General features: G+C 67.6%; 33 protein-coding genes. 23 read left to right on the forward strand and 10 right to left on the reverse strand.

The window, feature by feature from the left end; translation table 11 throughout:
* Positions 1 to 8: 8 nt before the first annotated feature.
* From ACWDR0_RS10405 to ACWDR0_RS10445, 9 genes are all read right to left on the reverse strand, one after another.
* Positions 9 to 1091: a hypothetical protein gene (locus tag ACWDR0_RS10405; protein WP_456351231.1), complete on the reverse strand. Its 1083-nt coding sequence runs from the start codon at positions 1089 to 1091 to the stop codon at positions 9 to 11.
* Between the two features lie 73 nt (positions 1092 to 1164).
* Entirely contained in the window at positions 1165 to 1677 is a 513-nt protein-coding gene (locus ACWDR0_RS10410) for a hypothetical protein (protein WP_456351232.1), read from the reverse strand.
* Complete coding sequence (locus ACWDR0_RS10415) at positions 1674 to 2723, reverse strand: VG15 protein (RefSeq protein ID WP_456351233.1); 1050 nt, start codon at positions 2721 to 2723, stop codon at positions 1674 to 1676. Before ACWDR0_RS10415 ends, ACWDR0_RS10410 begins: the two co-directional genes overlap by 4 nt.
* On the reverse strand, positions 2720 to 4141 hold the full coding sequence (locus ACWDR0_RS10420; protein WP_456351234.1) for a phage portal protein: 1422 nt from the start codon (positions 4139 to 4141) through the stop codon (positions 2720 to 2722). The genes ACWDR0_RS10415 and ACWDR0_RS10420 overlap by 4 nt, the downstream gene beginning before the upstream one ends.
* Before the next feature lie 35 nt (positions 4142 to 4176).
* Positions 4177 to 5178: a terminase gene (locus tag ACWDR0_RS10425; RefSeq protein ID WP_456351235.1), complete on the reverse strand. Its 1002-nt coding sequence runs from the start codon at positions 5176 to 5178 to the stop codon at positions 4177 to 4179.
* A 334-nt stretch (positions 5179 to 5512) separates the two neighbouring features.
* Positions 5513 to 5836 (reverse strand): hypothetical protein, encoded by a 324-nt coding sequence (locus tag ACWDR0_RS10430; protein ID WP_456351236.1) that lies wholly within the window; start codon positions 5834 to 5836, stop codon positions 5513 to 5515.
* Between the two features lie 29 nt (positions 5837 to 5865).
* Positions 5866 to 6291, reverse strand: coding sequence for a phage terminase small subunit (locus ACWDR0_RS10435; RefSeq protein ID WP_456351237.1), 426 nt, complete (start codon positions 6289 to 6291; stop codon positions 5866 to 5868).
* A 328-nt stretch (positions 6292 to 6619) separates the two neighbouring features.
* Entirely contained in the window at positions 6620 to 6781 is a 162-nt protein-coding gene (locus tag ACWDR0_RS10440) for a hypothetical protein (RefSeq protein ID WP_456351238.1), read from the reverse strand.
* A 250-nt stretch (positions 6782 to 7031) separates the two neighbouring features.
* Entirely contained in the window at positions 7032 to 7499 is a 468-nt protein-coding gene (locus tag ACWDR0_RS10445; RefSeq protein ID WP_456351239.1) for a DNA cytosine methyltransferase, read from the reverse strand.
* A 1261-nt stretch (positions 7500 to 8760) separates the two neighbouring features.
* Here ACWDR0_RS10445 and ACWDR0_RS10450 point away from each other — a divergent pair.
* The 21 genes from ACWDR0_RS10450 (at position 8761) to ACWDR0_RS10550 (ending at position 18536) form a co-directional block, all read left to right on the forward strand.
* Positions 8761 to 9771 carry a hypothetical protein gene (locus ACWDR0_RS10450; protein WP_456351240.1) on the forward strand — a complete coding sequence of 337 codons (1011 nt, stop codon included), beginning with the start codon at positions 8761 to 8763 and terminating at the stop codon, positions 9769 to 9771.
* Positions 9772 to 9840: 69 nt separating this feature from the next.
* Positions 9841 to 10155, forward strand: coding sequence for a hypothetical protein (locus ACWDR0_RS10455; RefSeq protein ID WP_456351241.1), 315 nt, complete (start codon positions 9841 to 9843; stop codon positions 10153 to 10155).
* Positions 10156 to 10226: 71 nt separating this feature from the next.
* Positions 10227 to 10595: a GNAT family N-acetyltransferase gene (locus ACWDR0_RS10460; RefSeq protein ID WP_456351242.1), complete on the forward strand. Its 369-nt coding sequence runs from the start codon at positions 10227 to 10229 to the stop codon at positions 10593 to 10595.
* A gap of 100 nt (positions 10596 to 10695) precedes the next feature.
* Entirely contained in the window at positions 10696 to 11157 is a 462-nt protein-coding gene (locus ACWDR0_RS10465) for a hypothetical protein (protein ID WP_456351243.1), read from the forward strand.
* A gap of 68 nt (positions 11158 to 11225) precedes the next feature.
* Complete coding sequence (locus ACWDR0_RS10470) at positions 11226 to 11471, forward strand: hypothetical protein (RefSeq protein WP_456351244.1); 246 nt, start codon at positions 11226 to 11228, stop codon at positions 11469 to 11471.
* 47 nt (positions 11472 to 11518) lie between these two features.
* Positions 11519 to 12061 carry a hypothetical protein gene (locus ACWDR0_RS10475; RefSeq protein WP_456351245.1) on the forward strand — a complete coding sequence of 181 codons (543 nt, stop codon included), beginning with the start codon at positions 11519 to 11521 and terminating at the stop codon, positions 12059 to 12061.
* Between the two features lie 68 nt (positions 12062 to 12129).
* Positions 12130 to 12855 (forward strand): DUF2786 domain-containing protein, encoded by a 726-nt coding sequence (locus tag ACWDR0_RS10480; protein ID WP_456351246.1) that lies wholly within the window; start codon positions 12130 to 12132, stop codon positions 12853 to 12855.
* Positions 12856 to 12928: 73 nt separating this feature from the next.
* Entirely contained in the window at positions 12929 to 13216 is a 288-nt protein-coding gene (locus tag ACWDR0_RS10485; RefSeq protein WP_456351247.1) for a hypothetical protein, read from the forward strand.
* Positions 13213 to 13458 carry a hypothetical protein gene (locus tag ACWDR0_RS10490; protein ID WP_456351248.1) on the forward strand — a complete coding sequence of 82 codons (246 nt, stop codon included), beginning with the start codon at positions 13213 to 13215 and terminating at the stop codon, positions 13456 to 13458. The genes ACWDR0_RS10485 and ACWDR0_RS10490 overlap by 4 nt, the downstream gene beginning before the upstream one ends.
* Positions 13459 to 13513: 55 nt before the next feature.
* A complete protein-coding gene (locus ACWDR0_RS10495) occupies positions 13514 to 13939 on the forward strand; it encodes a hypothetical protein (RefSeq protein ID WP_456351249.1) in 426 nt (141 codons plus the stop codon).
* A 26-nt stretch (positions 13940 to 13965) separates the two neighbouring features.
* Positions 13966 to 14373 (forward strand): hypothetical protein, encoded by a 408-nt coding sequence (locus ACWDR0_RS10500; RefSeq protein WP_456351250.1) that lies wholly within the window; start codon positions 13966 to 13968, stop codon positions 14371 to 14373.
* 17 nt (positions 14374 to 14390) lie between these two features.
* Entirely contained in the window at positions 14391 to 14627 is a 237-nt protein-coding gene (locus tag ACWDR0_RS10505) for a hypothetical protein (protein ID WP_456351251.1), read from the forward strand.
* Positions 14628 to 14630: 3 nt separating this feature from the next.
* A complete protein-coding gene (locus ACWDR0_RS10510; RefSeq protein ID WP_456351252.1) occupies positions 14631 to 15221 on the forward strand; it encodes a hypothetical protein in 591 nt (196 codons plus the stop codon).
* 199 nt (positions 15222 to 15420) lie between these two features.
* Positions 15421 to 15750, forward strand: a complete 330-nt coding sequence (locus ACWDR0_RS10515; RefSeq protein WP_456351253.1) for a hypothetical protein — start codon at positions 15421 to 15423, stop codon at positions 15748 to 15750.
* Between the two features lie 68 nt (positions 15751 to 15818).
* On the forward strand, positions 15819 to 16454 hold the full coding sequence (locus ACWDR0_RS10520) for a hypothetical protein (protein ID WP_456351254.1): 636 nt from the start codon (positions 15819 to 15821) through the stop codon (positions 16452 to 16454).
* A complete protein-coding gene (locus tag ACWDR0_RS10525; RefSeq protein ID WP_456351255.1) occupies positions 16451 to 16801 on the forward strand; it encodes a hypothetical protein in 351 nt (116 codons plus the stop codon). The genes ACWDR0_RS10520 and ACWDR0_RS10525 overlap by 4 nt, the downstream gene beginning before the upstream one ends.
* A 12-nt stretch (positions 16802 to 16813) precedes the next feature.
* Positions 16814 to 17371, forward strand: a complete 558-nt coding sequence (locus ACWDR0_RS10530; RefSeq protein WP_456351256.1) for a hypothetical protein — start codon at positions 16814 to 16816, stop codon at positions 17369 to 17371.
* 66 nt (positions 17372 to 17437) lie between these two features.
* A complete protein-coding gene (locus ACWDR0_RS10535; RefSeq protein ID WP_456351257.1) occupies positions 17438 to 17572 on the forward strand; it encodes a hypothetical protein in 135 nt (44 codons plus the stop codon).
* A 32-nt stretch (positions 17573 to 17604) separates the two neighbouring features.
* Complete coding sequence (locus tag ACWDR0_RS10540) at positions 17605 to 18000, forward strand: hypothetical protein (protein WP_456351258.1); 396 nt, start codon at positions 17605 to 17607, stop codon at positions 17998 to 18000.
* A gap of 30 nt (positions 18001 to 18030) precedes the next feature.
* Positions 18031 to 18288, forward strand: coding sequence for a hypothetical protein (locus tag ACWDR0_RS10545; RefSeq protein ID WP_456351259.1), 258 nt, complete (start codon positions 18031 to 18033; stop codon positions 18286 to 18288).
* A gap of 5 nt (positions 18289 to 18293) precedes the next feature.
* Positions 18294 to 18536, forward strand: a complete 243-nt coding sequence (locus tag ACWDR0_RS10550) for a hypothetical protein (RefSeq protein WP_456351260.1) — start codon at positions 18294 to 18296, stop codon at positions 18534 to 18536.
* Positions 18537 to 18672: 136 nt separating this feature from the next.
* Here ACWDR0_RS10550 and ACWDR0_RS10555 read toward each other — a convergent pair whose 3' ends face one another.
* Positions 18673 to 20181, reverse strand: a complete 1509-nt coding sequence (locus tag ACWDR0_RS10555; protein WP_456351261.1) for a recombinase family protein — start codon at positions 20179 to 20181, stop codon at positions 18673 to 18675.
* A 60-nt stretch (positions 20182 to 20241) separates the two neighbouring features.
* Between ACWDR0_RS10555 and ACWDR0_RS10560 the strand changes: the two genes are divergently transcribed.
* Positions 20242 to 20664 carry an HAD hydrolase-like protein gene (locus tag ACWDR0_RS10560; protein ID WP_456351262.1) on the forward strand — a complete coding sequence of 141 codons (423 nt, stop codon included), beginning with the start codon at positions 20242 to 20244 and terminating at the stop codon, positions 20662 to 20664.
* Between the two features lie 219 nt (positions 20665 to 20883).
* A complete protein-coding gene (locus tag ACWDR0_RS10565; protein WP_456351263.1) occupies positions 20884 to 21309 on the forward strand; it encodes a hypothetical protein in 426 nt (141 codons plus the stop codon).
* Positions 21310 to 22065: the final 756 nt, after the last annotated feature.

The following is a 22065-nucleotide window of genomic DNA, read 5'->3' on the forward strand; positions in this document are numbered from 1 at the left end:
AGGGGGGATCAGGCGTTGGCCGGGTCGGTCTCCGGCTTGCCGCCGGTCGGGGTCCAGACCTTCGCGTCGGAGATACCGGTGATCTTCGCAAGCTCGGACGAAGCCGCCGGGTAGTCGGACTTGCCGTCGAGGGTCAGCTTGATGCCCCGGACGAAGTGCTCGTCCGTGGAGATGATCTCCTTCTCCGCGACCGGATCCCAGCCCACGAGAACATCCTCGACCGAGCGGAAACCGGCATAGCAGTTCACCATCGACCGGTCCTGGAAGAACTCGCTGTCGTAGTCGCGGAGCCAGCGCAGCGCCAGGCCCTCGAACGACGTGGTGGCGCCGAACGGAACCGACTGCGGAACCGACGGTGCGGCGGAGGCGAAAATGAACGCCGAGGACGCGAACGCGAAAGCAGTATCGGACGGGATCGTCTGGTCCACAATGAAGCGGAATCCGTACCGGTTTCCGAGGGTGGCGTTCACGAGAGCCGACTCGGCCTGATTGTCACCGACGTTCGAGGCCAGATTCAGATCCGGGTCGGACAGAAGGGCGGTCTCGAAGTCCGAGCCGACCACCATGTACCACGACCCCTGAGGGGCGTTGAACTTCCGCATCACCCGCCGGGCCTCGATGATCGCCTTCCGCAGGGCCTGTTCGGCGTTGCCAATGGTCACCGCGTACGGCTGGGTCACCAGCGTCTTCACGGCCCGCCGCTGGAGGCCCCGGGAGACCGCCTTCACCTGCGGGGTGAGGAGCTTGCCCCACTGCTGGATGTCGAAGTCGTTCTGCTCGTCGGTGAGGCGGACACCGTTGTAGACGTTGCCGCCGAACTTGACCGGGACGGTCCTCTCCGAGTATTCGTCGAACACAACCCGCTGACGAACGCCGGGCGTTGAACTCTTCGCCGAACCGGAGCGCCACTCGTAGTCATGGAACGGAAGGACACCCTCGATCTTCACATTGACGGTGTCGTCCTTGGCACCCTTGAACTTGTCGGTGCCTTCCTTGACGAAAAGGTTCGGAACGGTGAGTTCCTGCTCAAGCATTCCGATGGCGGTGGCGATCAGCTTTTCCGGCTTGACGACCTGGTGCTCAAATGTCACTGACTAAAGCCTCCTGAGGGCATAAAAAAGCCCCCGGGAGACCGGAGGCGGGAGAGAGGGAAAGGGGGGAAGGTCAGCGGCGGACGAGGCGGGCGAGCGCGCGCGGGTCCATCTCGCCGTCGTCCCCGCCGGACGGGTCCAGCCCGCCGGACAGGGCCTCAGGCGCGGCCGGGGCCAGCAGAGCCCGGAGCGCCTTCGCGTCGGCCTCCAGCTCGGCGGCGGACTCGCCGCGCAGCCGGTCGGCCAGCTCCCCGGGGAGGTCGAACTGTGCGATGACTCGCGTCACCAGCAAAGAGCGCTCCAGGGCGGAGTTCTTCGCCCTCACCTCGGCGAGCGCGGTCTCGAACTCCTCCGGGGACTTCGCCTCGGACAGGCGGGATTCGGCGTCACGGAGCCGGGTCCGGTACGAGGCGGCCTCACCGCGGACTTTCGTCAGCTCCTTGCGGGCCCACTCCGGGAGGGCGTCCTCCTGGCCGTCGGGCCCGGACTGCTCCGGCTGCCCGGCGGGCGCCTCGGTGCTCTCGCCGGACGGGGAGGTCACGTCGTCGGTGCTGGTCGCGGTGGTGTTCTGCTCGGACAGGGTCACGCCTCCTGGGCGGTGTCGGTGGACTGCCGCGCGGCCTCCTGGGCTGCGGCGCGGTGTTTCTGGCGGATGAAGCGCCGCCAGGCGCTCACGGCTGCTTTGCCGGACAGGCCCTTGGTGACCGTCGGCCACAGGGCCCCGTACTCGCGGGACAGGGCCATCAGCTCCGAGCCCTGGAACTGCTGCCTGCTGAACACCGGGACGGCGTAGCAGAGGCAGTTGTCGTGGAACTTGTCGCCGTCGGCGAAGGTCGCGGACTCGCGGCTCTTGTAGGTGGCGCCCCGGCTGATCAGCATCGCGCACCAGCCGCACGGCGTGCCCGTCTTGGAGAGCCGGACATAGCCCATGGCCCTTCCGTCCCTGCGCATGTGATTCCACGTCGTTGACCGGGCGCCGTTCATGGCGACCCGGGCCGCTGCGGCGGCCTGCTGGGCACCGGACTGCTGGTGGGCCTCTGCCCGCTCGCGGTCGGCGTCCCGCGCGGGCTGCCCGTCGTCGACCTCGGCGAGCTTGCGGTTCAGGTTGAGGGTGCCGAGGGCTTCGAGGACCGTGGCGAGTTCCTCCTCGGCCTGGCGCTCGATCAGCTCCTCGGACTCCCGCAGGCCGGGCAGCTCCTCGACGAGAACGCGCTCGTCCTGGTCGGCCAGGTGCGGGGCTTCCCCGGGCTCGCCGGTCGCGGCCCCACCCCCGGCCGGGGCCGCAGGGCGGGAAGGGCCCGCCAGCGCCGCGAACTCGCGACGCAGATCAGCGAGGGTGACGTGTGTCGGTTCTGGGTGGTAGGGGTCGGCGACCGTACGGCCGGTCTGAAGAGCGCGGGCGAGACGGTAGAACGCCCTGGCGAGGTCTCGCGACCGCCGCCGCTGGCCCATGACGAGCGTGATCGCCCGCCTCAGCCAGGCCCCGGCCGTCGCCCCCCGCAGATCGGCCGGCACATCCGCCCACAGAGCCAGCGCCCCGGCAGCCGTCTCCGCACCGATCTGCGCGAGCGCGGTGTGGAACGCCTCGGTGGCCTGGTCGGTCTCCGCGTGCCGGGCAGCGGGCGCGGTCACGCCGCCACCGCTTCAACTGGTCGTGTGTCGGGAGTGGAACGGTTGAGGGCTCCGGCGAGCTGCCTCACCGAGTCGCCCTCCTCCTCCCACTCGTCCCAGTCCTCCAGCTCCGTCTGGGTCACACCGGGAACACGTCGCCACAAACCCCTCTTCGGAATGCCGAGCTGCTCGCGGAGCTTTCCGAGGGCGTCGGCGACCTGGGCCAGCGACCGGGACTCCATGTCTCGCCAGATGACCTCGCTGCTGTAGTCGACGGCCGACGCGGTGTTGCCGGCCAGCTCGCCCGCGAGCCGGAAGACCCGCTCCCACGACTCGCCGAAGCTCGTCCGGAACTCCGCGACCATCCGCGACAGGGACACCTCGGCCGCCTGGAGCGCCTCAGCTGAGAGGTTCGCGATCTGGCCGAGCGTCGCGTGGGGAGGCACCTGTGCCAGCGCGCTGAGATGCCGGATCGACATCTCCAGCGACTCGACGAAGCCGCCGAGGGGCGTCTCGTCAAGGGAGCCGAATTTGACGTCTGGATCTTCCGCGAAGAGGAAGCGTTTCGAGTTGTGGTTGATCGGCAGCGGGACCGGATTGCCGGAGGCGTCGAGCACAGGCTCGCCCGTCTCCGGATCCCGCCGGATCGGAGGCGCCATGCCGGTTACGGTCCGGACCTTGGTGGAGCCGTAGGACTGGGCCAACAGCAGGTCGAAGACAGTCTGGTTGATCCGGTCCTGGGTCGGGATCATCGGCTCGATGACCCCGACGGTCCGGCCCTCCAGGTCGACGCTCGCAGCGAAGCGAGTCACGGGGCATTCCGCCGAACCGTGGAGTCGCCGCGCCTGGACGCGGATCGACTTCTCGTCGGTGAGAGAGAGGAAGGAGACGGTGTACTCCCGCCGCTCGTCCCACATCCGGGCCTGGCCCCGGGCTTCGCCCACCGGCCATGCAGTCACAGTCAGCGCCGCAGCCGGGGTGTCGTCGTTCGCCGGATCCTCGAAGAGCGCGGCCGTCTTCAGGGCCGACAGGCCCCGGGTTACGACCTGGCCAGCACGGTCCCGCTCCGTGACCGTGAACGAATGTCCGTAGGCGAGGGCCCCCCTGTAGACAGCAGCCTGTCGCGCATCGAGGCGCGAGCGCTGCCAGTGCGCCCACTCCGGCGTCGCCGAATCCGGCTCCACCGCGGAATCCGTGCCGCGTCCGGGCCGGTGACCGTCCACATACAGCGCCTGCGCCGGAGTCGACACGATCAGCGGCAGCCAGTTCAGCACCGACCGGCGGGCCAGCAGCCGGTACTCCGAGTCGGCCTGCGGCGGCATGTACGGGTCCGCGTGCCGACCGTGAAGATAGTCGTCGATCCGACGCAGCCGGTCGCCGTCCCGATGCAGAACACCGAGGAGCTGCCGGGCGAGCGACAGCGGAGAAGGAGCGGCCATAGTTCACCACCCCTGGTACTAACTTAAAACGTGGGTCAAAGGAAAAAGCCCCGGCCGGTCCTCTTGTGGACCCTTTTGCCGCGAGCGCGGAGATCGAACAGGGCCTCGTGCGCCAGCATCAGCGCGGCGTAGGCGTCCACCTTCCGGGGGGACTCCCGGGACTCCTTGCCGAAGGAAACGCCGTAGTTGTTCGTGCGCCTCACGGCGTTCAGGAGATGCCGGCGCAACTTGCGGTCGCCGTCGTGCTTGAGCTTCCGGTCGTAGACACTGCGCATCAGCCGCTCGTTCGCGAGGGTCGAACTCTTCAGGCTGGTCCGCATGTCCCAGCCGACCGCGTCCTTGCCGGGCGCCTTCACGGCCAGGCCCTCGCCGTACGCTGCGTCCCACTCGGATATGTAGCTCTCCCAGAGAGCGACATCGGCGTAGAAGCCCTGCACGCTGAAGGTGCGGAAGGCATCGTGCACGGCCGAGTCGACCTGGGCGCGGGGGACTTCCCAGCCCTGCCCCTTCGGGCCGTCGGGCTTCTCCCACAGGCCCAGCACGAAGGCCGCCATGTCGGACACGCGCAGAGCCACCAATGCTGTGCTGTCATCCCGAAGGCCCCCGTCGAAGCCGCAAACGATCTCGTCGCCGGGGCGGAGCGTCAGCGAGTCGTCCCTCAGTACGTCCCACTGCGCGGGCCCGTACAAGGCATCCTCGGACGCCACGATCTGGTTCAGCCACATCCGGCGCGACCGCGACGGGGCGATCGTCGTGTCGAGGATCGACTGAAGGATCGTCTCGATGCGCAGCCAGACCGCGTCACCGCGGATCTTCGGCAGGACGATCCGAATCGCCTCCGGCGTCAGCGGAGTCGCGGGGTGCGCCTCGATGCTGTCGTACATGAAGCCGATGTCCGCCGCGCGGCCCTCGACTACCTTCTCGTATGCCTCGCGCATTCGTTCGGCGACGGAATTCTCGCCGGGCAAGTAAGCATTCGTGATGGCGAGATAGCGGCTGTCCCGCTTGGTGGTGTTGCCGTCGATCGTCTCGTACATCCGGTCACCGGTATTGCCGCTGACCCAGTGATGAGACTCGTTGATGCATACGAACGTGGACTTAAGGACCGCGCCCCTTCCAGGGCGCGGTAACTACTTGTCACCGCCTCAAGGCGCTGACGGCCGCCGTTGGCACGGATCAGCTCAGCCCCCGCTTTGATGCCGTAGGTCTCGATGAGCTTTTCGCTCATCAGGCTCGGCATCAGAGTCATGGTGTTGCGGGTCTGGTCGCGGCTCGTCGCGGCAACCTGTACCCACGCCTGCGGGTGCGGAATTCCTACCGGCTGTCCGTCCGGGCTCCAGTGGGAGAATCGGGACGGGCCGACGAATTCGACTAGCGAGACGACGGCGAGGAGCGGATCCTTGCCGGTAAGCCCCAGCCCTTCAGCCGCTGAAGGACGCCCTTCCGGTATGTGAACCGGCCGGACTCGTCAACGGCGTACCAGTGAAGAATGAAGCGGAGTTGCTCAGGCGTGAAGCGCCACGGCCCGCCGTCCTCGGCGTTCAGATATTCCGCGCACCACCCGGCGATCTGCCACCCCAGGGTGTACTTGGGCAGCAGCCACGAGCCATCCGGCCCGCGCTTCCAAGTGGGTCCGAGGAAAATGGGTTCAAGCGCGTCGATCTCTTCAGCGGTCAGAGCTGCGATAGGTCTCACCCCCTCGGCAAGGTCCGAGAGGGCGGCGCTCAGTCGAGTCCGAGATCCCTCTTGTAATCAGCGATGGCCAGCACCGCCGCAGACTGCGTCTCCGGCTCCGGCTCGTGCAGCTCGACCCTCACGCGACGGCGATCACCCTCGGCGACGAGCAGCCGCTCGAAGGCCGAATAGATGGTCTGGAGCATCTGGCCCGACCGCTTCCCGGACTTCTTGTAGAAGCTCAGGTCTTCACACAGCGAGTAGGCCAATGCCCAGTCACTTGCCTGATAGAAGTCGGCCTGGCCGGACACCTTGAGGGCATCCCAGAGGCGGCGGGCGATTGGATGCCACTCGCGATCCGCATTCGGGACCTTCGACGGCCGGGCGACGCCCCGCGTCACCGGCATGATGTCGCCGCCCTTGCGCTCACGCGGACGGGCGAGGTCGGACTCGCGATTCGGTACAGGTCCGGGCATGGACTCACCTCCTAGCCGGTCAGGCCGGGGTGGGCCTCCATCCGCCTGAATCTGCCGTTGATACGCCGACGCTGGGCGGCCAGAGCAAGGCCCCCCTCGCGCGCGGACTTGGCCTGGTGATGCCACCCGCAGAGCGATCTCAGGTTGGCGTCTCGATGGTCATCACCAGGCACGATGTGGTCGACATCCGTGGCCAGCTCCTCGCAGCGCTCCCCGTACTGATCGCGGTGAGTGCAGCGGTGGCCGTCCCGCCGGAGGATCCGAAGGCGGATGCGGGACCAGTCGGCCGGCAGGCGCTCGCGCCTGTCCGACCCAGACCAGTTCGGCATCACACCTCCAGGTCGAGAAGCGCAGCGAACGCGCGCGCGGCCTGCTGGGGGACGACCCCGTTTCCGAGAATCTGGAGCTGCTGTCCGCGCGTCAGGCCGGGGACGGACGTGACGTGACCGAGGGGGAGTCCCATGAGCCACTCGACCCACTCGGCGGTCACACGCGGCCCGCCCTTGCGTCCGGCCTCCGTGGGCGGCGGCGCCGCTCGGCCGGTCACGTCCTCCCACTGCCGGATGGCCGATAGGTACTCGCCCCACCAGTGGGCGGGGGAGCGGGTGCCGGCCACCGCGGCTTCGGGCTCGCGGCCTTCGCGGATCGCCTCCGAGTACGGAAGGAGGTAGCAGGCTTCGTCATCGAGCGTGGGGCCGTGACCACCAGCTCGACGTTCGGCCGGAGGGCGAGCGCCGCCGTTAGACCCCAGATTGGAGGTCGGGGTCTTCAGGGGACGCGACACAGAACCACCTGTCACGGAGGTGAGGAGCCTTAGCTGCGGTAGCTCGTACGCACACCCACCGCGCGCTGTACCCGATCTCGGCCAGGTCACCGAGGACGACGTCGAGGCCGCGCGTCCGGATATTTGAGACGTTCTCCAGGAAGACGAGCCTCGGTCGAATGATGCGAATTGCATCAAGGGCATTGGCCCAGATTCCAGAGCGAGCACCTCGAATTCCAACCCGGTTCCCCGCAATGCTGATGTCCTGGCAGGGTGTTCCCGCCGTGATTACGTCGACCAGGCCGACGAGCTCGGTCCAGTCGATCTCGCGGATATCGCCGAGGTTCGGGGCGTCCGGATATGTTTCAGCGAGGACGGCACTTGGGCCTGGTGCGTCTTCGGCCACGTAGGCGACCCGTCCCCCGACAAGAGGGGCGACAGCCATTCCGAGACCGCCGTACCCTGCGCAGAGCTCAAGGATCCGCAAGCAGACCCCCCAGATATGAAAGACGCGCTTTCCCGCTTACGTCTTTCGTCTTCATTCAGATGGCCCCCTCCGGGGGCCAATTCCGCAATTCGCGGACATGTAAATCGGCAAGGCGTCTTCATTTTTGCGGGCCCCGACAGGGGCCAAGAGCCTTTGTCTGCCGCTTACGTACTTACATATAGAAGTCGCAGGATGATCCCGGATTCGGAAAGGCGAAGGGACGTGACCTCGGTCACGCCTCGGCGGCGACCAGGCGGCGGCGAGAAGCGGCGGGCATCTGCCTGCACGGCTCAGAGGGCAGGCAGCGGCGAAGGGGTCTTCGGCAGGGCGCCCCCCTCCGGGGGCGACAGGCGAAGGCGGCTTACGCAAAGGCAAGGGCCTGCGGGGAGATGCCCCCCTCCGGGGGGTGAAGGTGAAGCCCGAAAGCCTTGCGGCCTGCCCTCGCGGACACTCCCGCTCGCCGCTGCACCAGGGCTTGCCCCCTTGCCCTCCCCTTCGCCGTCGCGTTGCTCAGGCTCGACTGTCGCCCCACAGCCGGCAGGGCGGGCAGTAGGTGAAACACCTCATTCTTTGCAGTCGCCCGCCGCTGCAACAAGCCCTCGCCAGGGCTGCGACCTGCGGGTTTACCGTCTTCTCTTCAGTTCGCCGCTGGACTGACGAACCCTGGAACCGTGGCAGAACCAGAGCTGCTAAGACCTGGTGGTCGGGGAGGTCGCCCTTCGGGGGTCATACCCCCACCCCCTCCGCCGCTGCGCCACGCGCACGGCAATCGCGGCGTATGTCCGCATAGGGGGCCATTGCTCTGTCCGGTGCTCGCATGTACGCGCGCGCAGAGGCTGAGGAACCGGCGGGGCCGGTGCCGCTGACTTGCGCTCTCCCCCCGATGGCGTGTTAAGTTATGACCACACCGCAGCGAACGGGCCGGGAACGGGCCGGGCGGCGGTGCGATCCGGACAGTGAAGGCGCATCGCTCGCAAGGGAGTTGCGGAATCCTCCGGACAGAGTGTTAAGGTAAGACCACATCGAGCGGAACGGCCTGAGGGTCGGGGCGCCCGTCGCGGGTCATGGCCCTGGGGTTGCGAAATGAGATCGCAGCGCTGGCCAGTCCATGTGGGAGCGCATTACGGCTCGATGGGGGCGATGTTCCGCCGGACCGGCTAGGTAGCGGCGAATCCGCAGCAAGTGTTAAGTTAAGACCAGATCGGAAAGGTTCGGTCACATGCTCAAGCCAGATGCGCCATCCGATGAAGTTCTTGCCCGGTATGCCTCGCTCCTCGGCGACTACACCCGCTCCTGGCCGTCGTGGTTCACAGGGCCGCATCGGGAGGACGTGCCCACACATATCGAGCTGATGTGGTGGCACAGGGACAACGAAGGATGGATCGGCGACAAGTCGAACGTTGAGGGGGCCCGCTGCCTGATCCGGGCGGCTGCTGACGAGGGTCGCACCGACACGGAGGTGTCGGATGAGCAGGTGTACGAGTGTGGTGGTGGGTCCAGCGCCTGGGATGTGGCACAGCTCTACGTCCAGGTCTACGAGGGCGGTTGCCCGGATGACTGCCCTGGACATGCACAGGAGTGCCCGCCTGAGTGTGACGCCTCTGCTGAGGTCCGCCACCGATTCGATGACCGCGAGCGCACCCACGGCCGGGCGACCGGCCTTCTCATCCGGGCGAATGACTTCCGATGCTTCGACTGCTTCGACGCCTCTTTCTATGAGCGGGAGGCGACCGCCGAGGACGCCGAGCAGCGGTGTACCTACTGCAAGGCGCGCGTCTTCCTGCCTCCGGCCCTGATCGCCCGGCTGGAGTCCACGGCAGAGCTCTGCCTTGGGCAGGACTGCGAAGGCGACTGCCGGGGGACCCGCACCTACACCGCAGCGTTCCGTACGGCCGTCGCCCTCGCCGAGTACATCAAGAATGATCACCCGTTCCTCGACGAGGACGACTATTACGAGCAGCGCCGCGAGACGTTCGAGGCCAGCCTTGACGCGGTCTTGGAAGACATACGGCTGCACTTCCCCTGCGACACCGAAGAGGACCACAGGGGCATCGTCGAGCACGCCTCCGATGACCTGTGGGAGCTGGAACACAACGAGCCCGACGGCTACGTGGACTTGGACGACGCACGGCGTGCGTACGACCTGGGCCGCGACCTGCACTTCCTTGATCTCGGCCGGACCTTCATGCGCAACGAGATCCCCGGGCAGACCGCCCTCATTCCCGCCTGACTCCCTTTGATCCGCCGCCGTCTCCTGCCTCCCCACGGGGGCGGCCCCTGCCTGCGAATACGAGGACACATGTCTACTGCCCGGCCGTACGAGGTCCGTGTCTGGAACGAGGCCGCCGATCTGCTCGGAGTGTGGGAAGTCCAGCGTGCTGGACGTGACCGGTACATCGTCACCTACGACCACCACGAGGAGACCGAGTTCGACCGCGAGGGCGCCGCCCTGGACTTCGCCCGTGATGGCGCTGCGGCCCTTGTCGAGACCGCCCGCCGCGACTGCCCGTGCGGAGAAGACCCGGAGTGCGGCTTCTGGGAGCCCCACGGCATCTCCGTTCAGGAAGTCGAGGGAGAGATGTCCCTGATCACCCCGCCGCTTCTCTGCGCCTGACACACAGCCCGACAGCCGCGCTCTTGCGCCGGACGTGAGAGCGCGGTCCTCACCAGAAGCAGGCACAGCTCATGCTCAAGCCCGGGTACACCAACCTCGCCCCCGACTGGCTCGCCCCCCTCCGTGCGCAGATAGCGGCCGAGGCCCCACAGGTCCACATCTGGATCGCCTTCGACTCCGCCGGACACCTCACCCTGAACAAGCTGGTCGTCCCACGCCACCTGCGCAACCAGGGCATCGGGACGCGAGTGATGCAACTCCTCACCGCCGAGGCGGACCGCCAGGCCGTGACCATGTCCGGCACCCCGACGACCGAATTCGGCGCCACCAGCGTGCACCGCCTCCGCCGCTTCTACGGCCGCCATGGGTTCCGCGCCAACGCCGGGCGATCCAGGGACCACACGACCGCCCACTCCATGACCCGGCGCCCCCACTCCTGACCAAAGGCGAAACGCCCCCTCCGGGGCGTCAGCGGCAGGCGGACCCTGCCCTCTGACGAGCCAACCAGCGTCAGCACCACTCACACGAACACGAGGACACATGAACACCCACACCGAATCCGCGGTGACGGCTGCCGCCGGCACCCTGGCCCCGTACTCCGCGATCTACTGCCTCGCCCTGTCGTACGACCGCCAGGAGTTCCGCCTGCTGGCACGCAAGGCCGAGGACAGCAACCTTCCGGACAGGGCGGAGGAGTACCACCAGCGTGCCGATCTCGCGGCCGGGCTGCACCACGCCGTCTCCTGGCCGTACATAGACGACGCCGAGCTGATCGCGCTGCACTGGGAAGCGCTTCTGGGGGCCGTGGTCCGCCGCGAGGCGTACGACCTGGCCGAGAAGAACCGGGCCGAGAGCCTGCTCGCCAGCAACCCGGACGACAAGGTCTATGGCGAAATCTGGGCCTGGGAGTGCAGCCGCGCGACGACGAACGCAGACGGGTGCGCCGAGCTGAAATTGAAGCTCACCGCTGTGCGTGACGCATTCCGCACCCCTTCCGTCTGACCATCCCGCCCCGGGCCTCCCTGCGCACAGGGAGAGCAGGGAGGCCCTTTCGGAAAGTGACCTCAATCATGATCAAGCCCGACGATCAAATTGCCTTCCGCTCCTCAGACGGCGGCGCGCACTCTCTCACCCTTCGATTCGGCGACGTGCTAGTAGCGGGGCTCTTCGCAGCCCTGGCGCACGAACCCCTTGCCGAGCTGACCGTGACGTATGACTTTCCCGCGTATGCGGAGCGCGAGGCTGCGGCGAAAGCCCACATCGACGCCATTGCCATTGCCCACATCATGGGCGGCTGGGACCTGATCAGCACCTGACTGCCCCTGGCGGCGCCGATCGGAAGTGAATTAAGAAACGAGGATCCATGAAGAATCTGTACGACCTAATGATTCGACCGGAAAAGGTATACGTGACCAATCAGTTCTTGACTGATCAGTGCGTCATGTGGGACATCTCCCTCCTGTCGGGCGTGCAGTGCCCGGATGGAATCGCCGCCCCAGGAACCTACAGATTCCGAAAAAACGGCACGGCCGTGCGCGTGAGTAGTGAACACCTCAGCGCCGAATCCTCGGAATCTCACTTTTCGCGTACGTCCGACGACCGGGCGGGGGAATGGAAACCAGTCTTCTGGTCTGAGTGGGCATACACCGGCGCGGCCCGTGGCCCCGCGCGCCTCGGAGGCATCTCCCGCGCCGAGCCCATCGCAGCCAACAGTGAATGGCTTGACCGCCTGCCTCCAGGATTTCACATTGAAGCGCACCACCCAAGGCGCCCCATGCGCATTGTTCGCGAAGACATTGCCCCCCAAACCCAGGGCGGACAACCGCTGAAGACTGCTGGGATCGCAATGCCCGTGAGTCTCTACCTGGGTGAATCGATAGCTGCCGCGATTCTTGCGACAGCCTGAGGCCGGGCAGGCTGTGCCCGCCGCCCTGCGCGATACCCGGTTCCCATCAAACTTCCGAAAGCAGTGAAATGAACACCTCCATGCCTGAAGACGGCAAGCTCGCCAAGGTTCGAGCCCTCCTCGCGAAAGCGGAGGACCCGGCGACTACCCCGGAAGAGGCCCAATCCTACTTCGCGAAGGCCGCTGAGCTGATGGCGAAGTACGGGATCGAGCGAGCAATGCTCGCCGACTCCGACCCCAACCTCGACCGCCCCGGTGACCGCATCATCACCATCAAAGGCGTGTACGAGAAAGACCGGCGAATCCTTTTCAGGTACATCGCGATGGCCTTCAACTGCCGGTGCGTGACCCTGAAGAAGGGTAAGGATGGATCGGAGGTCCACCTATTCGGTTACGAGTCCGATCTCGATCGCACAGAGATTCTCTTTACCTCGCTCCTCCTCCAGATGTTCAACGGCGTGAGAAATGCCCGCCCTACGTACGGCGAGAGCGCGGTCACCTATCGGAAGTCGTGGCTCGCTGGGTTCATCCTCCGGATCAATGAACGGCTCCTGGAGATTGAAGCCCGCACCCGGCAGGAAGCTTCGCCCGCTGCTTCCGGCCGTTCCGCCGAGTTGGTTGTCGCTGACCGCCAGGCCGTCGTTCAGGCGCGCTTCACGAGCGCGTACCCCAAGATCCGGTCGCGCGGCAGGTTGGCGCGCGGCGTAAGCGGTGCCGGTGAGGGCCGCGCGGCGGCCAACCGCGCCGACCTCGGTCAGACCCGCGTCGTCGGACGACGAGCCCTCTCCGCCTGACTGCCTCCCCCGTTTCCGGCCGCCCCTGCACACAGGGAGAGCAGGGGCGGCCCCCACACCGAAAGACGCTCACATGATGCCGTCCATCCGGAACACCGAGTCGATCGCGTTCGACAGGATCAAGAACCTCGTCGCCGACGTGCTCAAGGCCACGCGAGAGATCACCCAGTGGCGCACCGACTACGACCCCGGCACGCAGGAGTGGTACACGCTCCTCAACCTCTCCGAGACCGCCGAGAGCCTGGCCCTGTCCCTGCCAGTCGAGATGCTCCCCGACAAGGAGTGGCGTTACGTCAGCCCCGGCGAGTACGCGGCCTGCGCCGAGATCCTCGCGCTGCTCGAAGGGAGCGAGGGCAAGTGAAACTCCTCCGCGCCACCGCCGCCGGACTCGCCGCCACCCTGTCCGTTCTCCTCGCCGCCCAGGTGGGCGCCGACCATCCGCCGAAGCCCGCCGAACCGACACCCACCCCCGCGTTCACCGAGCGCATGAAGACCGAGGGCCGCGTCCCGTGGGGCGAATACGACGGCCACCACGACTGCTGGGCCCTGGTCGGAGACACCACGCACATCACGTGCCGCGACGGTTTCAAGACCACTTCCTGACGCGCACGGCCCCCTCCCACAGGGAGAGGGAGGGGGCCGCCCGGAAAGGCTACCCGTGATCACCATCATCTGTTCCGAGTGCAGCAAAGCCCCCTTCGGGGTGACGGTCGCCGGACTCTTCCGCTGCGACCACTGCCGCTCCGAGATCACCGCCAGCGATCTCGTCCTCGACCCCGGCGAGGTCTGGGCTGTCGACTCCGCCGGCACCCTCGGCTACCTCCCCGCCCCCGACTCCCCCTGGACCTGGGACACCCCTGTGAAGAGCATCCACGACCACGACGCCCTGACCGCAGAGAAGGCGCAGATCGACGCCGACATGAAGCACGCCGTGACCTTGGACTTCGGCTCATACGTCGGATACCTCGGCGCCTACGGGGCAACCCTCGCCCGGATGGCGGGGGAGTACCGGCAGCACGAGACCGCCCGCCGAATCCTCACCGACCACGCCGACGAAGCCCTCGACCGCGCCAACGGCAACTGATCTCCCAACTCTTGAGAAAGGCCAACATGACCGCCGGACCGTCCCTCTCCTCCTTCCTGCCCAACGTCAAGCGCAACCGCGACTCGTTCGCCGCCGCCTGGCTGCGCGCGGTCGAACTCGGATACACCACCCGAACCGAGCCGGTCGACGAACCCGAAGGCTGCACCCGCACCCGATGCGTCGGCGTGCACCAGGGCTACCCCGGCAGCGAACACCGCTGGGCCCTGCACTGCTTGCTGTGCTCCGTCGACATCGAGCCCTACCCCAGCCACATGCGCGAACGCACGGGCAAGAACCCCGCCCCTCCGCGCCGCCACAAGGGCTGTGAGTTCTCCGGGGCCCGCCGCGCCAAGAAGCGGGCCGAGCGGTACCTCGAACTCCGCCTTGCCATCCCCGCCTGGGACACCGACGCCCGCTCCGCCCTCACCGCCTGAACCGAAGGACACCAACCATGAGCAACACCCGCACCATCCGCGTCAGCTTCGACTTCAACGAGGTCACCCTCGGAACGATTAACACCGACATCGAGGTGGACGCCGCCGAGGCGGACGCCCTGCTGGGCGACCCCGACGCACTGAAGGACTGGCTCAACAACAACGAGGACCACTGGATCGAAAAGATCGAGCTCACGGACATGCGTGTCAACGACCGCACGGTCTACGACATCAACGACCACGCGGCGGTCTGACCCATGACCAGAGATCTCGTGTCCGAGTCCGTACTCGCCACCACCGACGACGGCCGCTTCCGCGTCCGCCGGATCCGCGACAAGAACGCCCCCAACCCCCGCCACGACGCGGTCGCCCACGTCATCACGATCGACACCCACCTCGACCAGTACCCGCCCGTCGACCCGGACGGCGGACCGCTCGCCTGGGCCTGGGAGCGCCTGAAGTGGAACCGCTGGAACGGCGTGGACACCTTCACCCGCTACGTGTCGATCATGCACGGCGGCATCGTCCTGGAGTCCGCACCGGAGAAGGGTCCGCGCTCCCTCTGGTACATGACCGGCCCGGAAATCTTCGACCTGGACCGTGGACTCCTCTCCGAGGCGTACATCGAAGCGGAGATGGAGGAGTACGAAGCATGGCGCGCAGGTGACGTGTGGGGCTTCGCCGTCGAGGAGCGCGTCGACTGGACCCGCGATGAGGATCCAGACGATTCCGCGGGAGCGTGGGACATGGTCGACAACTCCTGGGGGCTCTATGGGGGCCCCTACGCCCGCGCTGAAGCCCGTGATGCGCTGAGCGCCTTCGCCGCCCGCCGAGGTGGCCCCGCGTGAACACCTACGTCCCTGAACACTTCCACGCCTGGTGCAACTGCGGCGCCGGACCCCTCCATGCCGTGCCCTCCAGAGAGTTCGCTTGCTCAAGCTGTGGCTCTCACATAGACCCCGACCTGGACTTCTGGACGAACCCCGGCCACACCTGGGCCGTCGACCGGAACGGCCTGCTCTGCGAACGCCTCGAAGGGCAGCTGACATGAAGACCTGCACCGACCGCGTAACCCTCTCGGACGGCGCCACGGTCCGGGTCCGCGTCGAGCGAGGCATCACCGACGACGCGGTACTCCACGAGCAGAACTCGAACAACCCGGGAGGCGGAGGGCGGATCTACTGGAGCGGCCAGAACCTCTACCTGATGTTCGACGGCCGGGAGCTGCTCCCCATGCAGAACCCGCGCTACGAGTTCGCCGGCACTGCGGACGAGGCCGCCGAGAATGCCCTCGCCTTCTTCACCGAGTGCGCCGAGAACTGCATCCAACACGCCAATGCCGAGGGCATCCCCGTCCGGGCCTGCTACGGCGCCTGACCCACCCCGATCACGGCCCGCCCGCGCTCCTCGCGGGCAGGGCGGGCCCCACCCAGAGGAGAGCCCACATGCACACCGTCACCATCGAGTCCGGCCCCGTCACAGTCGAACGCCTCGACGACCCTGAAGACCGCCCCTGGGCCACCGTCTACCGGCTTGCCGGACGCCGCATTGAGGGCACCGTCGTGATCGAGCCCGCCTTTCACGAGCCCGTCCTCTCCTCCCAGCCGTACGGCATCCCCGACGAGGTCGCCTACGAGGTCATCCCGTCTGCCCTGCGCATCTACTACGGGAGGCGCGAGCGTCACCACTTCCCCCGCTGCTCCGAAGGGACACTTCAAGTCAACGGAGTACCTCTCGTGGGCGGAGTCACCCTCGACACGCCGGACACCAGGTTCACCGTCCGCCGCCCCGACCTCAGCGGTATCTACGAAGAGCCCGCTCCCAGCGGCACCCAGGCCAAGACGCGACAGGTGATCTACGCCCTCGCATGGCACCACCGCGTAAGCGGACTCGCCCACAAGAAGGCTGAGGACTTCGCGCGCCGGGAGCGACACATGCGCTACGACAAGACGGACTCCGACATCCGCATGATCGAGCGGAAGATCCAGGGACTCCAGGACCGCGTCACCCACCTGGAGAAGCGCCGGCACCACCTCCAGACCGAGGACGCCTTCGAGCAGCTCCTCGCCAAGCGGAAGTGAAGCGACACCATCTGCGCCGCCGCCCTGAAGGCCGCCTCCAGTGCACGCGATGCCGAGCGGCCTTCCTGAGCGAAGAGAGCGCCAGCCTCTCCCGCTTCGCCTGCCCCGGCGTCCCCCTGGTCCACGGACTCATCGGACAGCGCGAGCACATCGTGTACCCGACATGGTCCCGGGACCGGAGCTGCGGCACATGGAACTGTCCCGACCCCGACCCCTCCCACACCTGGCACGGCCCTGATCCGTACTGCGACAAACCCGCGTGCCGCATCTGCCTGCACACCTGCGACTGCGACGTGTGCGAAGGCCGCGTCCGGTCGCCCGGACTGACCCGGCTGATCGACAGCTGAGAAGGATGACCCGTGACCACCGACTTCATCGGCGAGATCCACACCTTGCTGACACAGCACACAGAAATGGCCGACCGGCACCGCGCCGCCCTTGCTCGCTTCATGACACCGGACGGCACCGTCGACGAGACCCAGTACGCCGCCTACGACGAGACCCGCACCGACAACGCAATCGAGGCCAGCGACTTCCTCGACGACCTCGCGGCCCGCCTCGAAGCCCTGACTGGCCCACCCGTCCCGGGCCAGGCATTCACCCTGACCTACGCCGCCTCCGGGCACGCCGACGGAGAAGCACCCTTCCGCTTCATCGTCAACGGCTCAGACCTCGACGACGCCCGCCGGGCCCTCGCCACCCTGCCCTTCTGGCACGACTGGCACGAGGGGCAGAAGAACCCATCGGACATAGGCACGAGCGGCGCTCCCGACGTGCTGTTCCTCGCTGAGCAATCCCATCCAGGCATACCCGACAACAACATCCACGACATGCGGCGCGACCAGGCCGCCGCACTCGCCCCGACACCAAGCACCTCCGCCGGTCCGTGGCCTAGCCTCAGCGTTGTGTCAACGTAGGACCAGATGTTAAGTTATGACCAGAACGCAGGAGGTCGTAAGACCCTGAGCCGTAAGGAAAGTGCTGTGGTGGAAGGCCAGGCCCTCGTGCAAGAGGTGCGCAACACCGTCAACGACATCGGCGCCCAATGCGAGCGCCGGACGCTGGAGGCACTCCACCACCGCCTCTTCGCCCTGATCGATTCCCCGGCGGCCGAGTGAGGATCACCCCCCGCAAGGAGGAGAGATCCGCAGTGGCGGCGCTCTTGGAGGACCCCACCTTCGAGAGCGCCGGCCACCTGGCGAACGCGGTCATCAAAGAAGCTGGTGAGATCTTCCAGATGAGGGACTGGTTCGCCCTCGTCCACACCTGGAAGGACGGGCACCGCGGCCTCAACTTCGGCCCCTTCGCCAGCGAAGCCGAGGCCAAGACGTTCGCCTCGAAGATGGGCTTCGGCGGCACCGGCAAGATCGTCAAGCTCTACAGCCCCGGCGCCATGCTCGCCAACATCGACGGCCGCAAGGGCTGGAAGGGCTACTGCTTCGACCCCGACTGCGGCCACGCCCCCTTCACGCACTCCGCCGCCTCCGCCGCCCGGGGGGCCTGCCACATACCCACGTGCCCTTGCCCCAAGTTCCGCGCCACGTAGCACCCCACAAGACCAGGAAAGCAGGGCGACATGTACGAAATCCCCCCTGAAGCCAAACCCGCCCTCGCCAAGTGCAAAGCCCGCTACGACCCCAGCCGAGTGCACCACGAGTTCATAGCCGCCGTCGTCGAGCTGTACGCCATCGCCCACGCCCGGGACCCGCGCACCGCCCGCCGCGCCGTCGCCGAGTGGCTCGGCATCCACTATGCGACTGCGTGCGCCTACCTGCGGATCGCCGGCAACTCCAGCCTGCTCACCCGCGACGCCCGCCACTATCTCAAGGTGTGACCACGATGAAGACCGTCGATTTCCGCCCGTGTGCCTGCGGCGTCAAGCGAGGATTCCTCGACCGGCGGGCAGCCGAGAAGGCCCTTGGCCGGGCTCAGGCCAAGCGCGACAGGCAGGCCCGGCGCCAGCAGGGAGGCCATCCCGTGATGCGTGAGAACCGGGTCTACGGCTGTGATCACGGAATGTGGCATCTCACCCGGCAGTCCCGGCGGGTCTACGAGGAGCGCTCCGCGCTCTGCGCGGCCTAGACCGGACTAGGGCCAAGGTGATCATGACTACGGAAGAGTGGGTCGAGGCCATGCTCGCGAAGGCCCCGCCCCCGACCCCGGAGGATGTCGCCTGGGTGTGTGCCCGATTCGGACTCACACCCGGCGACTGACCTCCCTACTTCCAGACCACGTCGATCAGGTCCGGACGGAACGCATGGTTCCCACCCCGGGCCTGCTTTTGGACTACCACAGCCTCGATGAACCGGTCGAAGGCCGCCCGCTTCATCGGGACCGTGTACGTCTCCCACTCCCGGATGATGCGCTCAGCCGCCGTGGTCCCCGTCTCGATGCCTGCCGCGTTCATCGACGAGATCTCGGTCTCCAGGGAATTCTGGAGCTCGTCGAGCCGCTTGATCTCGCGCACGAACTCCTTCAGCGGGAATTCGCCGGACTCCCGGAGTTGACGCGCCTCCAAGATCTCCGCGTGCACCTGGTCCAGGTGTGCGCGTGCCGCGACCAGTTCCGGATTGATCTGGGGCTGACCGACCTGCTTGTTCCCGGCGATTCGCCGCATCCGCTCCAGGAACACCGCCTCGACGAGCGCCTCGACCGGGGGGCCTGAGCGAGAGACCCCTCCGCACCCCCCGGCGGCCTTCACGCAGGCGTAGAAGTACCCGTAGCGTTCGTAGCTCACCGTGCCACGCGCGTACACCATCGACTGCAAGCCGCCACCGCACGTGCCGCACCGCGCCAGCCGGGTCAGCAGACGCTTGGTGACCGTTGTGCCCTTCTTCCTGCCGTGCCCGCTCAGCTTCCGGGCCTTCAGCACGCTCAACACGGCGTGCCACTGTTCGGGGGTGCAAATGGGCTCCCAGTCCCCGATGACCGGCGTGCCGTCGGACCGCTCCAGGAGGAATTCGCTTAGATCCAGCCTCCCGCGCTTCTCGCGTTCCGCCTGCGGCACGTAGGTCCGGAACCCGCACAGCCGAGGGTTTGTGACGATGTACCCCACCGACGTATAGCTGATGTTCCGGCCGGGTGGCGTCTGCCGACTGCGCACCCCAAGCGCGACCCACTCGGCGTGCACCTCGCCTTGGAGCTTCCCCTTGAGGAAGTCTTGATGCGCCTTGAGGATGATCGCGGCCTCGGCCGGATTGACAGTCCCGTCATCGTTCCAGCCGAACGGGGCCACGCCTTTGTGGAGCTTGCCCTGCATCGCGTCGGCCTTCTTCTGGCGAGCGACACGGCGGGCGGCGTCCGCCGAGAACTTGTTCGCGATCATTACGTACAGCCGGGCGTTGAAGCGACCGTCCTGGGTCGAGAGGTCGTAGTCTCCGGCGGTTGTGGCGAACACCATGGGGCGCCGGGCGTCCTCGTAGATGTCGATCAGTTTCTCTAGCTCTCGCGGCTGCCGCGTCACGCGGTCGATGTTGTAAGCCGCGAGGCCAGATATCACCCCGGCCTCCAGGTCATCGACGAGTTCCCGGTAGTCGGGGCGGATGACTCGCCGCTTGTAGGCCGAGAGGTCGTTGTCGACGTACATGCGGTGCAGTGTGAGAGAGCGGACCCTCACAATGTCGTGTACGTCGTCCTGCTGGCGGGTGACGCCTTCCTTGCCATCGCGGCCGTCTCCCAGTTCCCCCACGTCGCTGATGCGTGCGTATCCGCCGACTAGTATCGCCATGTCTTGCTTGTTCCTCTTCCTGCTATCTGAAGCAGGTTAGCTCCGAACTATGTTCGATTGGTGTTAGGCGAGACCCGGACGTACTCCTTCGAGGCGCTGACCAAGGCGATCCGGCTGATCAACGGCGGGGCCCGGTTCATCTGCACCAACCCGGACGAGACCGGTCCCTCCACCGAGGGCCCGCTCCCGGCGGCCGGATCCGTCGCCGCGCTGATCACCAAGGCGACCGGCAAGGACCCGTACTTCGCGGGCAAGCCGAACCCCCTGATGATGCGGACCGGACTGAACGCCATCGGCGCCCACTCCGAGACCAGCGCCATGATCGGCGACCGGATGGACACGGACGTCCTCGCGGGTCTGGAGGCCGGGATGGAGACCTTCCTGGTGCTGACCGGGGTGACCACCCCCGCCGACATCAACCGCTATCCGTTCCGGCCGTCGACGATCGTCGACTCCATCGCGGACCTCGTCGAGCGCGTCTGAGCGACCGTCGGCGGCCCCCGGGCTTCCCCTCCCCGGCCCCGGCCGGGCGCCCGGGCCGCCCTGTCGTACTGCTGGGCCCGCCCCCGCCCGTCACCCGGATGCCTTGCCGCCTCCGCGGTGTCGTGGCACGTCGGGGGCGGGGCGGCCGCACCGGACCCGGCGGTGCGGATGCGGAACCGCGCCGGACGCGTGACGCTGTGGCCAGCAGGAGGTGTCACCATGCGTGCAGCAGCGATCGCACTCCGTACGGCCGGGGTTGCCGCCGTCCTGGCCGCCGCGCCGGCCGCCCTGGTCCTCGCGCCCGCGGAGCCCGCCGCCGGTTCCGCCCAGGAGTCCGTACGGGCGGGGATCCCGGCCGCCGCGCCGATGGTCCCCTCCCTGCTCACACCGGAGGCGGGTCCCGAAGCCGGGGTTCTCGTGGCGGCCCGCGGCGCGGTGGACACCGGTGACCGTACGGGGAACGCCGACGGCACCGGACCGGTGGAGACCGCGGTCGACGGGCCCACCGCCGAGAGTGCCGGGCCGGGGACCGCGCACACCGTGATCGGGCTGGTCCTCGCCGGGGTGGCCGCGGTCGTCGTCGCCGTACGGGGCGCGCACCGCCGCCGCGGGGCCGGGACCGGAGAGCGGTCCGCGCGCCACTGACACGGGTCCACGGGCGCGGCGAGCAGCGCCGGGATCGTCCGTCCCTCACGTGGATGCCGCGCCGCCGACGCCGTACGGAGCACGACCGGGCCCGGCGGGCACGCTCCCCTGGGGGGCCACCTGCCGGGCCGGTCCTCGACCGCGGGGGGCGCGGGCTGCGGGAGAAGCCCGGCACCCGAGCGGGAGGGCGGAGAGCGGTCGTGGCGCGCGACCGGAACCGGAACCGGAATCCGAACAGCCGGTCTGCCCTGCCACTGTAGGTCCGCGGCCGGGCCCGGCCTAGGCCGTGTCTGACAAATTCCGTCTGGCCCGCGACGCCCGGCACGCACACTCTCCCCCTGTGCCCTGCGGGCACGGGGGGACCCCCAGCGTTGTCGGGATTTCCCAAGTACGTCCAGTACGAGGAAAACCCTCCGCCTTGCGATTGCACGCACTGGGGGCACCTCCCAGCCGCAGGGCTGGGGGAGCCGCAGGCCCCGCCCTCCGGGCGGACGACGCCATTTGTCAGAAACGGCCCAGGGTCCGTCCCCGGTGGATCCGCCCGCGGTACGGGTTCCGGGCCCCGTGCTCCGCGCACCGGCGCCCGTGGCGCTCGCGCACCGGCGACTTTCGGCCCCCGGCGCCGGTCTCGGGAACGACAAAGCCCCTCGCCGATGGCGAGGGGCTTTGCGGTGCGTGCGCCGCCAGGGACTCGAACCCCGGACCACCCACGAGCCTGGTGTCCCCCGCGAGCCCGGAGACCTTGCCCAGCGACCA

This window comes from Streptomyces sp. NPDC003691 (assembly GCF_053981115.1).